Annotated in this window: 15 protein-coding genes; 9 read left to right on the top strand and 6 right to left on the bottom strand. The window is 69.4% G+C overall.

Annotation, left to right across the window (positions count from 1 at the left end):
* Positions 1-53: 53 nt before the first annotated feature.
* From xrtE to ACAZ03_RS01730, 5 genes are all read right to left on the bottom strand, one after another.
* Positions 54-1,655 (bottom strand): exosortase E/protease, VPEID-CTERM system, encoded by a 1,602-nt coding sequence (xrtE, locus tag ACAZ03_RS01750; RefSeq protein ID WP_373355621.1) that lies wholly within the window; start codon positions 1,653-1,655, stop codon positions 54-56.
* A gap of 63 nt (positions 1,656-1,718) precedes the next feature.
* Positions 1,719-2,906, bottom strand: a complete 1,188-nt coding sequence (locus ACAZ03_RS01745; protein WP_373355620.1) for an MFS transporter — start codon at positions 2,904-2,906, stop codon at positions 1,719-1,721.
* A 335-nt stretch (positions 2,907-3,241) separates the two neighbouring features.
* Positions 3,242-3,721 (bottom strand): hypothetical protein, encoded by a 480-nt coding sequence (locus ACAZ03_RS01740; RefSeq protein WP_373355619.1) that lies wholly within the window; start codon positions 3,719-3,721, stop codon positions 3,242-3,244.
* A gap of 418 nt (positions 3,722-4,139) precedes the next feature.
* The gene (locus tag ACAZ03_RS01735; protein WP_373355618.1) at positions 4,140-5,426 is read right to left on the bottom strand and encodes an HlyD family type I secretion periplasmic adaptor subunit; all 1,287 of its coding nucleotides are present in this window, start codon (positions 5,424-5,426) and stop codon (positions 4,140-4,142) included.
* Positions 5,423-7,162, bottom strand: coding sequence for a type I secretion system permease/ATPase (locus tag ACAZ03_RS01730; RefSeq protein ID WP_373355617.1), 1,740 nt, complete (start codon positions 7,160-7,162; stop codon positions 5,423-5,425). The genes ACAZ03_RS01735 and ACAZ03_RS01730 overlap by 4 nt, the downstream gene beginning before the upstream one ends.
* A gap of 336 nt (positions 7,163-7,498) precedes the next feature.
* Between ACAZ03_RS01730 and ACAZ03_RS01725 the strand changes: the two genes are divergently transcribed.
* The 9 genes from ACAZ03_RS01725 to ACAZ03_RS01685 all read left to right on the top strand — a co-directional run bounded on the left by ACAZ03_RS01725 (position 7,499) and on the right by ACAZ03_RS01685 (position 13,559).
* Positions 7,499-8,272 (top strand): VacJ family lipoprotein, encoded by a 774-nt coding sequence (locus ACAZ03_RS01725; protein WP_373355616.1) that lies wholly within the window; start codon positions 7,499-7,501, stop codon positions 8,270-8,272.
* 4 nt (positions 8,273-8,276) lie between these two features.
* Positions 8,277-8,858: a phospholipid-binding protein MlaC gene (locus ACAZ03_RS01720; protein WP_373355615.1), complete on the top strand. Its 582-nt coding sequence runs from the start codon at positions 8,277-8,279 to the stop codon at positions 8,856-8,858.
* 263 nt (positions 8,859-9,121) lie between these two features.
* Positions 9,122-9,583 (top strand): RidA family protein, encoded by a 462-nt coding sequence (locus tag ACAZ03_RS01715; RefSeq protein ID WP_373355614.1) that lies wholly within the window; start codon positions 9,122-9,124, stop codon positions 9,581-9,583.
* Positions 9,580-10,362 carry a glycerophosphodiester phosphodiesterase family protein gene (locus ACAZ03_RS01710; protein ID WP_373355613.1) on the top strand — a complete coding sequence of 261 codons (783 nt, stop codon included), beginning with the start codon at positions 9,580-9,582 and terminating at the stop codon, positions 10,360-10,362. The genes ACAZ03_RS01715 and ACAZ03_RS01710 overlap by 4 nt, the downstream gene beginning before the upstream one ends.
* The gene (locus ACAZ03_RS01705; RefSeq protein WP_373355612.1) at positions 10,359-11,561 is read left to right on the top strand and encodes a GNAT family N-acetyltransferase; all 1,203 of its coding nucleotides are present in this window, start codon (positions 10,359-10,361) and stop codon (positions 11,559-11,561) included. The genes ACAZ03_RS01710 and ACAZ03_RS01705 overlap by 4 nt, the downstream gene beginning before the upstream one ends.
* The gene (locus tag ACAZ03_RS01700; RefSeq protein WP_373355611.1) at positions 11,558-11,845 is read left to right on the top strand and encodes a 4a-hydroxytetrahydrobiopterin dehydratase; all 288 of its coding nucleotides are present in this window, start codon (positions 11,558-11,560) and stop codon (positions 11,843-11,845) included. The genes ACAZ03_RS01705 and ACAZ03_RS01700 overlap by 4 nt, the downstream gene beginning before the upstream one ends.
* Positions 11,846-12,733, top strand: a complete 888-nt coding sequence (locus tag ACAZ03_RS01695; protein ID WP_373355610.1) for a mechanosensitive ion channel family protein — start codon at positions 11,846-11,848, stop codon at positions 12,731-12,733. It abuts the gene before it with no gap.
* A complete protein-coding gene (locus ACAZ03_RS01690; RefSeq protein ID WP_373355609.1) occupies positions 12,734-13,132 on the top strand; it encodes a GFA family protein in 399 nt (132 codons plus the stop codon).
* 232 nt (positions 13,133-13,364) lie between these two features.
* The gene (locus ACAZ03_RS01685; protein WP_373355608.1) at positions 13,365-13,559 is read left to right on the top strand and encodes a hypothetical protein; all 195 of its coding nucleotides are present in this window, start codon (positions 13,365-13,367) and stop codon (positions 13,557-13,559) included.
* Between the two features lie 625 nt (positions 13,560-14,184).
* Here the strand turns inward: ACAZ03_RS01685 and ACAZ03_RS01680 are convergent.
* Positions 14,185-14,661 (bottom strand): peroxiredoxin, encoded by a 477-nt coding sequence (locus ACAZ03_RS01680; protein WP_373355607.1) that lies wholly within the window; start codon positions 14,659-14,661, stop codon positions 14,185-14,187.
* Between the last annotated feature and the right edge of the window lie 36 nt (positions 14,662-14,697).

The raw sequence follows: 14,697 nt of genomic DNA, 5'->3' as shown, positions 1-14,697 counted from the left end.
TTTGCCGGTAGGCTTGGGGCGGGCCGCTCGGCCCCATCCCCCCGCAGCCCGGCTCAGATCATGGTGAAATCGCCCATGGCCAGCGCCCAGATCGCCACGATCAGGTTGGCGATGGCATGGGCCCAGATCGCATCGCTGACCTTGCCGCGGCGGAGCGCGACCAGCGCGAAGACCAGCCCCGCCAGCCCGGCCGCGAGCAGACGGCCATGCAGGAAGGCGAAGGGCAGCGTCGAGGCGGCGATCGCGAAGGCCTTGCGCGGCCAGCCCGGACCATCCAGCCAGTCGAGCAGGATGTAGCCGCGGAAGAGCGCCTCTTCGACGATGGGCACGATGATCGAGGTGCCGAGCACCCGGATCAGCACCCAGAGCGCCAGCGCCCAAGGGGCCAGCTCGCCCAGCGCCGTGCCGAGCGCGCCGTTGCCGGCGGGGGCCGTCACGGCCCAGAGGATGCCGACGACGATGCCTGCGCCGATGCCCACCATCTCGGGGCGGTGCATCATCTCGCGGCAGAGCCGCCGGAAGGGCCAGAGCGTCAGCGCGACGAGCCCGATGCGGATCGGATAGGCGATCTCCGGTTCGGCGAAGATGCCGTTGAAGATCAGCCCCGTCAGCATGAAAACCACGAAGGGCAGGATCAGCGCCATCGCCCGGTCCTCCGTCCAGCGCGGCGCGGCGGAGGGGCGGACGGGGCCCTTGTGGAGCCAGGGAATGGTTTCCATGAGGGCAACAAGCCCGAGCGCCACGAGGCAGAAGAAGATCCAGCCGGCGTGGGAATGGAAGCCGCCGACCGCGAGATCCGGCGCGCCATTGGCGCCGATCTTCACCAGCACGGCGATGCGCAGCATGTTGAGCAGCCAGCTCGCCAGCATCGCCAGCGGCAGCACCAGCGCGAAGAAGCGCCCCAGGTGGATCGTCTTGCGGAAGAGCCCCGCATAAAGAGAGCCGAAGGCGAGGACGAGCGCGACCCCCTCGATCCCCGAGCAGGTCTCGGCGACGCGCACCGCGAAGGTCGGCGTGGCGAGGATCGCCTGCGGCGCGTCGACCATGACCTCCTCGCCCGAAAGCTCAAGCAGCCAGGCGGCGCCGTGCAGCGTGGCCGAGGCCATGGCCTGCAGGTTCCAGATCGGGCCGAGCAGCCGCACGAGATCCGGCATGACGAGCGCGACAAGGAGCACGATCGCCGCCATCCAGCCCACCTCGCGGGCGATGTCGGCGAGGGCGCGGGGCGCCGCGAGCCAGAAGAGCCAGCCAAGGGCGGTGGCGATGCCCCCCGCCGCCCAGAACGCCATGGCCTGGGGGGCGATGGCCGCGAGATCGCCCGCGGGGGCGAGCACGGCGGGCAGGAACATCAGGACCAGTCCGGCGAGATGAAGGAGCGCCCAGGCCCCGCCGCCGGGGCGGCCGCCCAGATGGCGAAGCGCCGCGGGCCGCGCCCAGGCGATCAGCGCCACGACGCCGAGCACCACGAGCGCCCGGGCCGGCAGGCTCTGCATGGCCCGGCAGGCCCCGTAGAACCCGGTGTCGGTGCATTCGAAATCGGCGAGGACCTGGTAGGTCACCGCAAGGGCACCGATCTCGATCAGCGCCAGAAGGCCGAAGACCCCGAGCCGGGGCCAGGGGCGTGTGGGCAGGAGGGCGGAGGCTGTTCTCATCATGCGGGTCTCTTGCCCTTCAAATGCGCCGAAAAATTGACCCGTTCTGGGTCATCTCCGCCCGGATCAAGGCCGCGTCGCGCGCGGTTCGGCGCCCTTCGGTCCGTTGGCCCGCGCCCGCGCCAAGGCCAGATGAACGGCGATTCCGCCCCCGAAGGCAAGAAGCGCGAAGCCGACCAGCCCCGCCTGGCCGAAGGCGCCGGTGGCGGCGAGGAGGATCGGCGTTCCCAGCGTATTGCCGAGATTGCCCATCTGCGCCACGGCGCCATTGGCGATGGCCTGCTGCTCGGGCTCGGGGTTGAGCGCCGGGATGGCCTCGAAATTCGCGCCCTGCACGAGTCCGAGCGCGCCGATCAGCGCCACCGGCACCCAGGGGCTCGCCGTGAAGGGCAGCGCCGCCGCCGCGACGGCAGCGAGGGCGAAGCCGCCGATGACGACGGGCACCGGCGGCAGGCGCTGCAGCAGCAGATTGCCGATCGTCATCGAGACCACGATGCCGGCAAGCGGCATGGCTGTGGCCGCGAAGCTCCGCCCGGCCTCGGGGAGCATGGCGGGCAGGACGGTCAGGATCGAGACATAGGATAATGTATAGAAGAGCCAGGCCAGCCCCGGCGCGGCGGTGGCCGGGGAGCGGTAGGCCTCCACATGCCGGGCGGCGATGGCGCGGAGCGTCAGCCGCGGGCCGGGCGGCGCCGGCACGGGCGGCAGGCGCCAGGCGAGCAGCGCCGCCATCGCCGCCATGTAGACGGCATGGGCGGCAAAGAGCGCGGCGGGACCGAAGGCATCGCTGAGCGGCCGGCCCAGAAGGGCCGTCACCGAGAAGGCGACGCCGAAGAAGGTGCTCCAGAGCGTCATGGCGACGGGCCGGGCGCGGCCCCGGGCGAGGCTGCCAAGCAGCGTCGGCGCCGCGACGACGATGACGAGATGCGAAAGCCCCTCGACGACGCGGCTGACGAGAAGGACGGGCATCGGCGGCAGGGTGACCTGAAAGGCGCTGACGGCGGCGCCCAGAAGGAGCCCGCCGATCAGCAGCCGCCGCACCCCCAGCCGCGCCGCCACCAGCCCGGCGAAGAGCCCGAAGACGATGCCGAGAAAGCTGAGCAGCGAGACGGAGAAACCGAGCGTGGCGCCGGCGCCGGGATAGATCTGCCCGAGCGTGTCGAAGATCGTCGAGACCTTCGCAAACTGCGCCCCGGCCCCGAGCCCCGCGGCCCAGAGCGCCAGGATCAATCCCCAATCGCTTCCCGTCTTCATGCGCCCCCTTTGGGGCGCCGGGCGCGGGAGGGCAAGGGGCCGGCGGCGGGAGAGGGGAGGCGTGGGGCTTTCGCCGGTTTTGAAGATGAGCGATTGGGGGCGGAGCACTGGGAGACCGTGCGGAGCACGGCGCCGGGAGCGCTGGTCGTGGACCTGGCTGGGGCGGGAGGCGCCGCCTCTGCCAATGGGAGAGTAGCTCAAGGGAGAGCGGGAAGGGCGTCACGAGCAGCGGCGGGCCTGCCCCTCAGACCCGGCCCTGGGCCCGCCTATCGGGCCCGTTCAGCCGAAACGGCACCTCGGCCCGCAGCCAGGCCCCGCGTCACCTCGGCCGAGCCTCAGTTGACCGGGCGCAGGTCTCCCCAGCCGAGGCGGATCTCGGCGCTTTCGCCGGAGGGCAGCGCCGCGCGGGGCAGGAGCTGGCCGCGCACCTGGTAGGTGTCGTCGATCCTGACGATCAGCAGCTTCTCGAACGGCTCGGCGCGATCGATCGTCACGGCTTCCTCGCCACCCGGGCGGATGGTGCGGATCGCCACCGCCTCGCCCTCCAGCGTGCCGCCGGTGGACTTGCCGCCGATGCGGGTGAGGTCGATGCCGTAGGTGATGGCGCCGAAGAGCTCCCCGATCTGATCCCAGAGGCCGAGATCGCGGCCGGTGAACATCTCGAATTCCTCGGCGAGGGCCAGGAGATCGCGATAGATGGGCACCAGCGCCAGGTCCGCCTTGGGGAAGAGGCGCGCAAGCTCATGTTCGCCGAGGCTCGGATCGAAGGTCTCCCGACGGGCGCTGTCAACCGCGTCCCAAAGCAAATCGTCCATGATTTCCAACTCTTGCGCCATTAACGTGCCCCTCGTTCCATCGCGGCCGAAGCTCACGCGGAAACAGGGCCTAAGTTTGTCCATTCGGCGGAGCCTTTGCGCCGGCCCACACCGTCCCTCAAATTTCGCCTCAAAAGATATGGTGTTGCGCAAAGCCCCCCGGCGCGCACACGCAGCAGCTCGGGGCACTCTAGCGCAACAACATGGCCCTGCGCACCAGCCTGGCCTTATTTTCTTACCAAATTCTTGCCAGAGACGAGGCTTTCCTCGCGCGCTTGTGACAGGTCAATGACTTAGCGCGGGCCCGCTCCCGGCCGCACTCGCGCAGGAGTTGCGGCGGGCGGGCGGGCTCAACCGGATGTGGCGGGAATCGGTCGCCGGCCGGCCGGCCGGCGTCACCGGCCGGCCGACTCACCCCTCAGGTCTCGCGGAAGGCCTTGGCGAGGTAATCGGTGAATGGCTTGAGGAAATACGCCATCGGCGAGCGTGCCCCGGTGGCGATGAAGGCCTCGACCGGCATCCCCGGCACCAGCGTCATCTCCGCCGGCAGGCGCTGCAGCTCTCCCTCGTCGAGCGCGATCTCCGCCCGGTAGAAGCTGAGCCCGGAATTCTGATCGGTAAAGGCATCCGCCGAGACGCGCACGACATGGCCGTCGAGCTCGGGCGTGGTGCGCTGATCGAAGGCCGAGAAGCGCAGCCCCGCCGCCTGGCCGGCATAGATCTGGTCGATGTCGCTGGGGTTGACCTGGGCGGTGATGACCAGCGGCCGGTCCTGCGGCACGAGGTAGAGCAGCGGGTCGGCCCCGACCACCACCGAGCGCGGCGCGAAGACCCTCAGCCCGTAGACGATGCCGGAGACGGGGGCCCGGATCTCCAGCCGGCCGATGCGGGTCATGAGCTGGTGGCGGCGCTCGACCAGCTCGATCTCGGAATACTGCAGGTCGCGCAGCATGGAGATCGCCTCCTCGCTGCGGGTCGAATCGATCTTGATGATCTCGATCTCGGTCTCGGTGATCCGCCCCTCCGCCTGGGCGGCGGCAGCGGTGAGTTCGCCGAAGCGCCCCTCGAGATCGGCCTTCTCGCGCTCAAGCGCCAGCACACGCGCCGACTGGGCGAGGCCGCGGTCGAGGAGCGATTGCTGATCGTCCAGCTCCTCCTGCAGAAAGCGGATCTGGTTTGAGATCGCGTCCTTCTGGGCCTCGATCCCCTCGATCTGCGATTCCATCTGCTCGATGCGCCGCTGCAGCTGGTCGCGCACCTGCACCTCGCTGAGGCGCCGCGCCTCGTAGAGCCGGCGCTGGCCCGCCATCAGCTCGGCGGCGACCGGGTTGTCCGTCTCCAGAAGGATCGGATCGAAGTCCAGCGCCTCGGCGCCCGTCGTCTCCGCCTCGAAGCGGGCGCGGCGGGCGAGGAGCTCGAAGAGCTGCCCCTCGACGGCGGTGAGCTCCGAGCGGAGCTCCTCGCCATCGAGCCGGATGAGCAGGTCGCCGGCCTCGACCGTGTCGCCCTCGCTCACCGCGATCTCGGCGACGACGCCGCCGTCGGGATGCTGCACCACCTGGCGGTTCTGCTCGACCTCGATGCGGCCCGGCGCGATCACCGCACCGGTGATGCTGCTCGCCACCGCCCAGCCGCCGAAGCCGGCCACGAGAAGGAGGATGAAGATCAGCCCGCCGATCAGCGGCGCCCGCACCGGCCAGTTCACGACACGCCTCCCGTCCCGGAGGAGGCGGTGATCTCCTGGTGGTTCCGCACGATCTCGCGCAGCACCTCGTCCTTCGGGCCGAAGGCGCGGCGGACGCCGCCCTCGATCATCAGAAGCATGTCGCATTCCTGGATGGCCGCCGGCCGGTGCGCCATGATGAGGATCGTGGCGCCCTCGGCCTTGAGCTGGCGGATGGCCTTGTTGAGCGCGATGCTCCCCTCGTTGTCGAGGTTGGAATTGGGCTCGTCGAGCACCAGGAGCACCGGGTCGCCATAGAGCGCCCGGGCGAGGCCGATGCGCTGCATCTGCCCGCCCGAGAGCCGCCCCCCGGCCTGCGAGACGCGGGTGTCATAGCCCTCCGGCAGGGCCTTGATCATCTCGTGCGCCCCGGCCCGTTCGGCGGCGCGGACGACCTTCTCGGGGTCGGGCACCGCGGCCAGCCGGGCGATGTTCTCGGCGATCGTGCCGTCGAAGAGGCTGAGCCGCTGCGGCAGATAGCCGATGTAGCTGCCGAGCATGTCGGGGTCGTATTGATCAAGCGCAGCGCCGTCGAGCCGCACGCGCCCCGCGGCCGGGCGCCAGAGCCCGGTCAGCGCCCGCGCCAGCGTCGACTTGCCGGCGCCCGATGTGCCGACGACGCCGAGCGCCTGGCCCGGCTCCAGCCGGAACGAGACCATGCGCAGCGCCGCGAGGCTCTCCCCCGGCGGGATGACGGTGAGCTGCTCGACCTCGAGCCTGGCCTTGGGGCGCGGCAGCGCCGTGCGCGGCGCCATCTCGGGCACCTCGCCGAGCAGGGCCGAGAGCCGCCGCCAGCCCTCGCGCGCCCGCTCGAAGAGCGCGGCCTGCGACACGATCTGCTCGACGGGGGCCAGCGCCCGGCCCATGAGGATCGAGCCGGCGATCATCGCGCCGGCGGTGATCTCCTGCTGGAGCACCAGATAGGCGCCGAGCCCGAGCATCGCCGACTGGATGAAGAGCCGGAAGGCGCGGGTGGCGGCGGTGAAGCCACCCGTCCTGTCCCGCGCCTCGATGGCGGCCTTGAGCGAGGCATCCCGCGCCACCTTCCAGCGGTCGAAGGCGGCAGCGCGCATGCCGAGCGACTGGACGACCTCGGAATCCTGGCGGATCTGCGCCCCCTCGGCCTCCGCCTTCGCGGTGGTGGCATTCGCCGTCGCGAGCGGGCCGCGGGCGCTGGCCTGGTTGGCCACGGCCAGCACGACGAGCACGGCGGCGCCGATCAGCGAGAGGATGCCGAGCCAGGGATGGAAGAGGAAGATGCCGAGAAAGAAGAGCGGCGAGAACGGCAGATCGAAGAGCGCCGAGAGGGCCGGCGAGCCGATCAGCCGCTGGACGCTCTCCAGATCGCGGAGCGCGGCGGCCGCCGCTGCCTCGGAGCGGTGCTGCGTGGTGCCGCCCAATGCGGCGGAGAAGACCCGCCGGTCGAGCCGCGCCTGGAAGCGCGCCGCGATGCGGCCCATCAGCCGGCCGCGAACGCCGTCGAGCAGCCCCATCATCAGGAAGAGGAAGGCGACGATGCTCGTCAGCGCCAGCAGCGTCTCGAGGCTGCGGCTGCCCAGCACCCGGTCGTAGACATTGAGCATGTAGAGCGGGCCGGTGAGCATCAGAAGGTTCACGAAGAAGCTGAAGAGACCGACGGCCCAGTAGAGCCAGCGGCTCTCGGCCCGCGCCGCCCTGAGCTCGGCCCTGCCCGCCGCGATCTCGCGCTTCTCCGCCATCCTGGCCCTCCCGGCCGGGCCCCGCCCCGGCTCTCGCGAAAAGTTCTAGGGGCTCTTGGCCGGGAACGCCACATGCTTGGAGGCGCGCCTGTCCTGCCCCTGCCCCCCCTGCCCTCCCCTGCCCCTTTCCAAATACCCTTCGGGGAGCGCGAGGGGCAGACAGCCCCTCGCTCCCGCCCTCTCCCCCCGCGCCCTGCCCGATACCCGAGAGCCGATCGGCGCCCGCCCTCGCGCGCACGTGAGGCGGCTTTCCGCCGCGCCGCTGGACGCCGGGGCAGATATCCCGCAAAGAGGGCGCAATGCCGGCCCGGCCGCGAAAGGATTTCAGAGCGCCCCATGCTTGCCAGCCTCCGCATTCTGCAGCTCCCCGCCCTCACGCTTGCCGCCCTGGCGCTTGCCGCCTGCACACCGGCCCCGCCGGATGGCGGCGTCAACGATCCCTATGAGGTCACCAACCGGGCGGTGCATGCCTTCAACACCGATGTCGACCGGGCGCTGCTGCGGCCGCTCGGCCAGGCGTCGACGCATCTGCCGGAGGGCATCGGCGAGGCGATCGTCACCTTCTCCGACAATGCTTCCCTGCCCGGGATGGCGGTGAACAACCTCCTGCAGGGCAATCTCGAGGATGCCGGTGCCAATGCGGCGCGCTTCGTCATCAACACGGTCTTCGGCCTCGGCGGCTTCGGCGATCCGGCGGCGGAAATCGGGCTCTTCGAGCGCGACACCGATTTCGGCGAGACGCTGGCCGTCTGGGGCTTCGAGGAGGGCGCCTATGTCGAGCTGCCGCTCTTCGGCCCCTCGACCGAGCGGGACGCGGCGGGCCAGCTCGTCGACATCCTCATGGATCCGCTGGGGGGCGTCGGCTGGGCGCTGCAGCGCGATCATTCCACCGCCTTCTGGGTCGGCGAGAAGATCGTCGAGCGCGGCCAGTTCATAGCCACCGTAGACGGGCTTCTCTACGAGAGTGCCGACAGCTACGCCCAGGCGCGGCTCGCCTATCTGCAGAACCGCCGCTTCGAGGTCGCCGGCGGCAGCGCCGCGCAGGACGACGATGCCGGCTTCGTCGACCCCTTCGCCGATTTCGTCGATCCCTTTGCCGAGCTGGAGTAAGCCCATGCTGAGCCGCCGCACCTTCCTCGCCACCGCCTCCGCGTTCGCGCTTCTGGGCGCCGGCCCCGCCGCGGCCGTCACCCGCGATGCCGCGACGACGCTCGTCAGCCAGCTCGTGGCCGAGGTGAATGCCGTCATCGCCTCGGGCAAGTCGGAGAGCGCCATGCTCTCCGATTTCGAGGCGATCTTCCTGCGCTATGCCGATGTGCCGACCATCGCGGCCTATGTGCTCGGCCCGGCGCGGCGGACCGCCTCCGCCGCCGAGGTCACCGCCTTCACCCGGGCCTATGCCACCTATGTCGCCCGCCGCTACGGCAGCCGCTTCCGCGAGTTCATCGGCGGTGCGGTGGAGGTGGTCGGCGCCCGCGACCTGCCGCGCGGCGTCGAGGTCGAGACGCGGGCCGTGCTCCGCGGCCAGTCGCCCTTCCGCGTGGATTTCCATGTCGAGGATTCGAATGGGCGGCCGCTCTTCTTCAACCTCGTGATCGAGGGCGTGAACATGCTCCTGTCCGAGCGGCAGGAGGTGCTGGCGATGCTCGACCAGCGCGGCGGCAGCCTCCCGCGGCTCATCGCGGACATCTCCTGACGCAAGGGGCCCGGCCCCAAAGTTCTTTGCGGAAGAATTTTAGGCGCTGCCCGGACGGGGCGCCCGGTGGAGAGTGCGGACCGGGGGGCTGTCTGCCCCCCGTCGCCTTCGGCGACTCCCCCCGAGGATGCCCGGGAGCAAAGATGGGGGGGCGGGGGGCCGGTTCCCCGAGGTTCCGCAGCTTTCGTGAAGGCAGGGGGCCTTGAGGCGGGGGCGGGCGCGCACTAGCCTTCGGGGGCAAGCAACCTTTCCAGGGCAATCCCATGACAGATATCGACGCCAGGCTCGCCGAGCTCGGGCTCACGCTTCCCGATGCGCCGGCTCCGGCCGCCAATTACGTGCCCTTCGTGATCAGCGGGCAGATGCTCTACGTCTCCGGCCAGGTCTCCAACGGGCCGGACAACATGATCTGCGGCCGGCTGGGCGCGGACATGGATGTCGCCGCCGGGGCCGAGGCCGCGAAGACCTGCGCGCTGTCGCTGCTCGCCCAGGTGCGGGCGGCGCTCGGCGGCGACTGGGGGCGGCTCAAGCGCGTCGTCAAGCTGACGGCCTTCGTCGCCTCGGCGGAGGGGTTCGGCGATCAGCCGAAGGTGGTGAACGGCGCCTCCGACCTGCTGGTCGAGGTGCTGGGCGATTCCGGCCGGCACGCCCGCTCGGCCGTCGGCGTGGCCGCCCTGCCGCGGGGCGTGGCCGTCGAGATCGAAGGCATCTTCGAGATCGCATGAGCCTGACGCCCCCCGACTCTCTGGCAGCCACCGCTGCCCTCCCGCCTGCCTTTCTCGCCCGGCCGATCGCGCATCGGGCGCTGCACGGGGCGGGCCGGCCGGAGAATTCCCTCGCCGCCGTGCGCGCGGCGGTGGGCGCCGGCTACGGGATCGAGATCGACCTGCAGCCCTCCGCCGACGGGGTGGCGATGGTCTTTCATGACGAGGGGCTGGAGCGGCTGACCGGCGAGGCCGGCCCCGTGGCGGGCCGGACGGCAGCGGAGCTCGGGGCTATCCGGCTCACCGGCGGCGAGGAGGGCATCCCGACCTTCGCCGAGGTGCTGGCGCTGGTCGCCGGGCGGGTGCCGCTGCTCGTCGAGATCAAGGATCAGGACGGGGCGCTGGGCCCCTCGGTCGGTGCGCTCGAGGCGGCCGCGGCGCGGGCGGCGGAGGGCTACGCCGGCCCGCTCGCCTTCATGTCGTTCAACCCCGCGAGCGTCGCCGCCATGGCGGCGCTGGCGCCGGGGGTCCCCCGCGGGCTGACCACGGCCGCCTTCCGGGCGGACGACTGGCCGGAGGTGCCCGAGGCGCGCCGCGCCCGGCTGCGCGAGATGAAGGATCTCGCCCGCACCGGCGCCGCCTTCATCAGCCACGAGGCGGCGGACCTCTCCTCCGCCCCCGTGGCGCGGGCCAAGGCGGCAGGGCTGGCCGTCTTCTGCTGGACGATCCGCAGCCCCGAGGCGGAGGCGGCGGCGCGCCGCTACGCCGACAACGTCACCTTCGAGGGCTATCTGCCATGAGCGCGGCGCCCGGCCCCGAGGTGGAGATCGAGGTCTCCACCCTCTCTTCCCTCGCCGGCATCCCCGCCGCCGAATGGGATGCCTGCGCCGCTCCCGAAGCGGCGGACGGTGGCCGCCCGAATGACCCCTTCACCACGCACCGCTTCCTCCACGCGCTGGAGGAGAGCGGCTCCGTCGGCCGGGGTACCGGCTGGGAGCCGCATCACCTGCTCGCGCGGAAGGACGGCAAGCTGATCGCCGTCGCGCCGCTCTATGCCAAGGGGCACAGCCAGGGCGAGTACATCTTCGATTTCAACTGGGCCCATGCCTACGAGAATGCCGGCGGCAACTACTACCCCAAGCTGCAGATCGCCGTGCCCTTCACCCCCGCCACCGGCCGGCGCTTCCTGACCGCGCCGGGGCATGAGGCGGAGGGTATCTCCGCCCTCGTGCAGGGCGCCGTCAGCCTCGCCGCGCAGAACCGCATGTCGTCGCTCCACGCGACATTCTGCACGGAGGCGGAGGCGATGGCGGGCGAGGCCATAGGGCTCCTCCGCCGCACGACGCAGCAATTCCACTGGCAGGACGAGGGCTACGGGGATTTCGAGGGCTTCCTCGCCGCCCTCTCCTCCCGCAAGCGCAAGGTGATCCGCAAGGAGCGGCGGACGGCGCAGGAGTTCGGGGGCGAAATCGTCTGCCTCACCGGCGACCAGCTCCTCCCCGAGCATTGGGACGCCTTCTGGCGCTTCTACCAGGACACCGGCAGCCGGAAATGGGGCACACCCTATCTCACCCGCGCCTTCTTCGACATCGTGCACCGGACGATGGCCGATGACGTGATGCTCTGCCTCGCGCTCCGGGGCGGCCGCCCCATCGCCGGGGCGCTCAACTTCATCGGGCGGCAGACGCTCTTCGGCCGCTACTGGGGCTGCACCGAGCACCATTCGTGCCTGCATTTCGAGCTCTGCTACTATCAGGCCATCGACTGGGCGCTCGCCCATGGCCTCAGCCGCGTCGAGGCAGGCGCCCAGGGCGAGCACAAGCTGGCGCGCGGCTACCTGCCGGTGGAGACGCATTCGCTCCACTGGATCGGCGATGCCGGTTTTCGCGAGGCCATCGCGCGCTATCTGGCCGCCGAGGCGGAGGCCGTGGACGAGGAGATCGAGATCCTCACCTCCTACGGGCCGTTCCGCCGTGACCGAAGGGACGAAGCCGAATGAGCGACGAGATCACAGAAGACGACCGGGCCGCCGCGCTGGAGCGCGGCTGGGCGCTGGCCGACGAGGGCAAGGCCCTCCAGAAGACGTTCGAGTTCCGCAACTTCATCGAGGCCTTCGGCTTCATGACCCGCGCGGCGCTCTGGGCGGAGAAGTGGAACCACCATCCCGACTGGTCGAACAGCTACAAGCGGGTGGACGTCACGCTCACCAGCCATGACACTGGCGGCCTGACGGCGCGCGACGCCAAGCTCGCAAAGAAGATAGACCAACTGGCGAAGGGATAGATGGACAAGCTTATCAATACCGAACTCTGGGGAGGTCACACGCTCGGCGACCTCCTCACCGTGCAGTTTCTCGCCTCGCTCCTTGGCAGCGTGCTGGCGGCGATCGTCATCCTCATCCTCGGCTTCGTCGTCGCCGGGTGGGTGAAGCGCCGGATCGAGCGGATCGGCATCCGGAACGCCACGCTGGACGATGCGCTCTTCGGCTTTCTCGGCGACCTGGTGCGCTACGCGATCATCGCGTTCTCGATCATCATCGTGCTCAACACCTTCGGGGTGCAGACGACCTCCATCGTCGCCGCCATCGGTGCCGCCGGCCTCGCCATCGGCCTCGCCCTGCAGGGGACCTTGTCGAACATCGCTGCGGGCGTGATGCTGATCTTCTTCCGCCCGATCCGCATCGGGGATTTCGTGGTCATCAACGGCGTGATGGGCACGGTGAAGGACATATCGCTGAACTACACCGAGCTCGCCGACCTGCAGAACGTGCAGTACATCATCCCCAATTCCGAGGTCTGGGGGAACACGATCAAGAACTTCTCGCGCTATGACACGCGGCGGGTGGAATGGACCTTCGGCGTCGGCTACGGCGCCAACCTCGCCGAGGCCGAGCGGGTGATCCGCGAGACGATCATGTCCGACCCGCGGGCCCATGCGGAGCCCGAGCCCTTCATCCAGGTGAACAACCTCGGCGACTGGTCGGTGGATTTCCAGGTGCGGATCTGGTGCGCCAACAGCGATGCCTATGCCTTCCAGACCGACATGACACGGAAGGTGAAGGAGAATCTCGACGCCGCCGGCGTGCCGATCCCCTTCCCGACGCGGACTTTGGTCTACGAGACGCCCGAGGATGCGCCCGACGGCCAGGCCGGGGCGAAAGCGGCGGAATAGATGCGCCGCGCCGCCTGCCAGTGCGGCCAGCTCTCCATCGAGCTGGAAGGGGCAGAGCTCGGCGGCGGCATCTGCCATTGCCTCGCCTGCCAGAGGCGGACGGGCAGCGTCTTCGCGGCGCTGGCCTCCTTCGGCCCGCCCTGGCGGGTGACGGGGCAGGCGACGGAGTACCTGCGGGTGGGCGACCGGCAGGGCAGCCGCATCACCTTCCGCTTCTGCCCGGTCTGCGGGACCAATCTCTTCCATACAGAGGAGGGCGGCGACTGGGTGACGGGCGCCGTCGGCGCCTTCGCCGACCCGGATCTCCCGCCGCCCCGCGCCTCGATCTACGAGAGCCGCCGGCACGGCTGGGTGACGGTGCCTGAGGGGACAAGGCGCTTCGATCTCGACCCGGAGTGAGGCGGAGACCATATGGTTTCCGCCGTTGACAGAAAACCATTTGTTCTGGCCACCCGCCGCGATCGAAACTCTGATCTTTGCCCACTCAAGCGGTTCCTACTGTCTCAAGGACATAAGTGTTGAATAGGCCGGCTTGTATGATCCGATCGACATGGGCGCACATCCGGCGGCTCAATGTGATGCAGTAGCAACCACTTGTTAAGGTTTTCCAGCTATCAACGAGGGCGCTCAGATGGAGGCGTTCGTGAAGTTCATTGCTATTGCAGGTGTCGCATTGCTGCTGCTTGCAGTAGCGAAGGGGCTGCTCCCGAAAGTGTTCCATTTTCTACCACTTGGCGGCAGTACCGTAGCCGAGATGGGGATTGTCTTCGGATTAGCGGTCGCAGCAGCAACCTTAGATGGTCTAAGAGATCAAGACGATGAGTAAGCACAGGATCACCATCACAGTCGATCCAGACATCGACGAATGGCTCCAAGCTGGCGTAAAGAGCTATGGGCGCTCGCTTTCTGAGCTAGTGCGCATCTGCGTTCACGAATTTAGTCAAGAGCATCCTAACCGTTTCTCGACCACAGATAAGGCTCGATCCAAGTCAGAAGAGGCGTGGCGAGTTCGAAGGCGGGAGGTGAAGAAATCTTAGTTTTTGCGCGCTTGCCCAAAACCCGGCGAAAAAATCAATCTGGATAAGACGACGGTTTTAGCCTGCGATTTCCATATGGAGGTCGCCGCCCGGGTCAGGCGTAGGGTGGGGTTTCACACCACCAGCTCATCTTAATCGAGACCAAACCTAGCACGCCGGCCCGGGGGTTGGCGCTCCTAGCGGTGCCGCAGGGCACTTTATGGTGCCGCCACATCCTCCGCCCGACCGTCAGAGCAGCCCCACCAGAGCGCCAGCCCGCGGGACGGGCCGGCGCTCGCGCGGCGCCTGCGGCTTGATTCCGCGCGGGGACGAGCGGCAACCGTCGGCCCCACAGGACCGACCGTACGCTATCGCGCCCACGGAAATCACGCGATTTCCGTGCACGATTTTCGCGCGAAAATCGTGGCCCCCAGGTCAGACCTTCTCGAGCAGAGCCTCGCCGCCGGAGATGTCGCAGGTCCCCGGGCTCTCCTCGAGGTTCACGGCCTTCACGACCCCGTCCTCCACCAGCATCGAATAGCGCTTCGAGCGGTCGTAGAAGCCGACCGGCGGCGCCGTGAAGTTGAGGCCGATGGCCTTGGTGAAGTCCGACGCCGGGTCGGCGAGGAAGGTGATCCGGTCGGCGCCCATGCTCTCGGCCCAGGCCTTCATGACGAAGGCGTCGGAGACGGCGACGCAGTAGATCTCGTCCACCCCCTTCTCGGCGAAGGCATCGGCGTTCCTCTGGAAGCTCGGCACATGCGCCGTGGTGCAGGTGCCGGTGAAGGGGCCGGGCAGGCCGAAGATGGCGATCTTGCGGCCGGCCGTCTCGAGCTTGAGGCTCTCGGGCCCGTCCTCGCCCATCACGAGGAAGGTGGCGTCGGGCAGGTGGTCTCCGGGGGAGATGGCCATGGGAATATCCTTTCCTGATTTCTCTCCCCGAGCGGA

The sequence above is a fragment of the Pseudoroseicyclus sp. CXY001 genome (assembly GCF_041714655.1).
GTDB lineage: Bacteria > Pseudomonadota > Alphaproteobacteria > Rhodobacterales > Rhodobacteraceae > Pseudoroseicyclus_A.
Note: the sequence above shows the minus strand (reverse complement) of the source record. Positions and strands in the feature narration are given on the sequence as shown.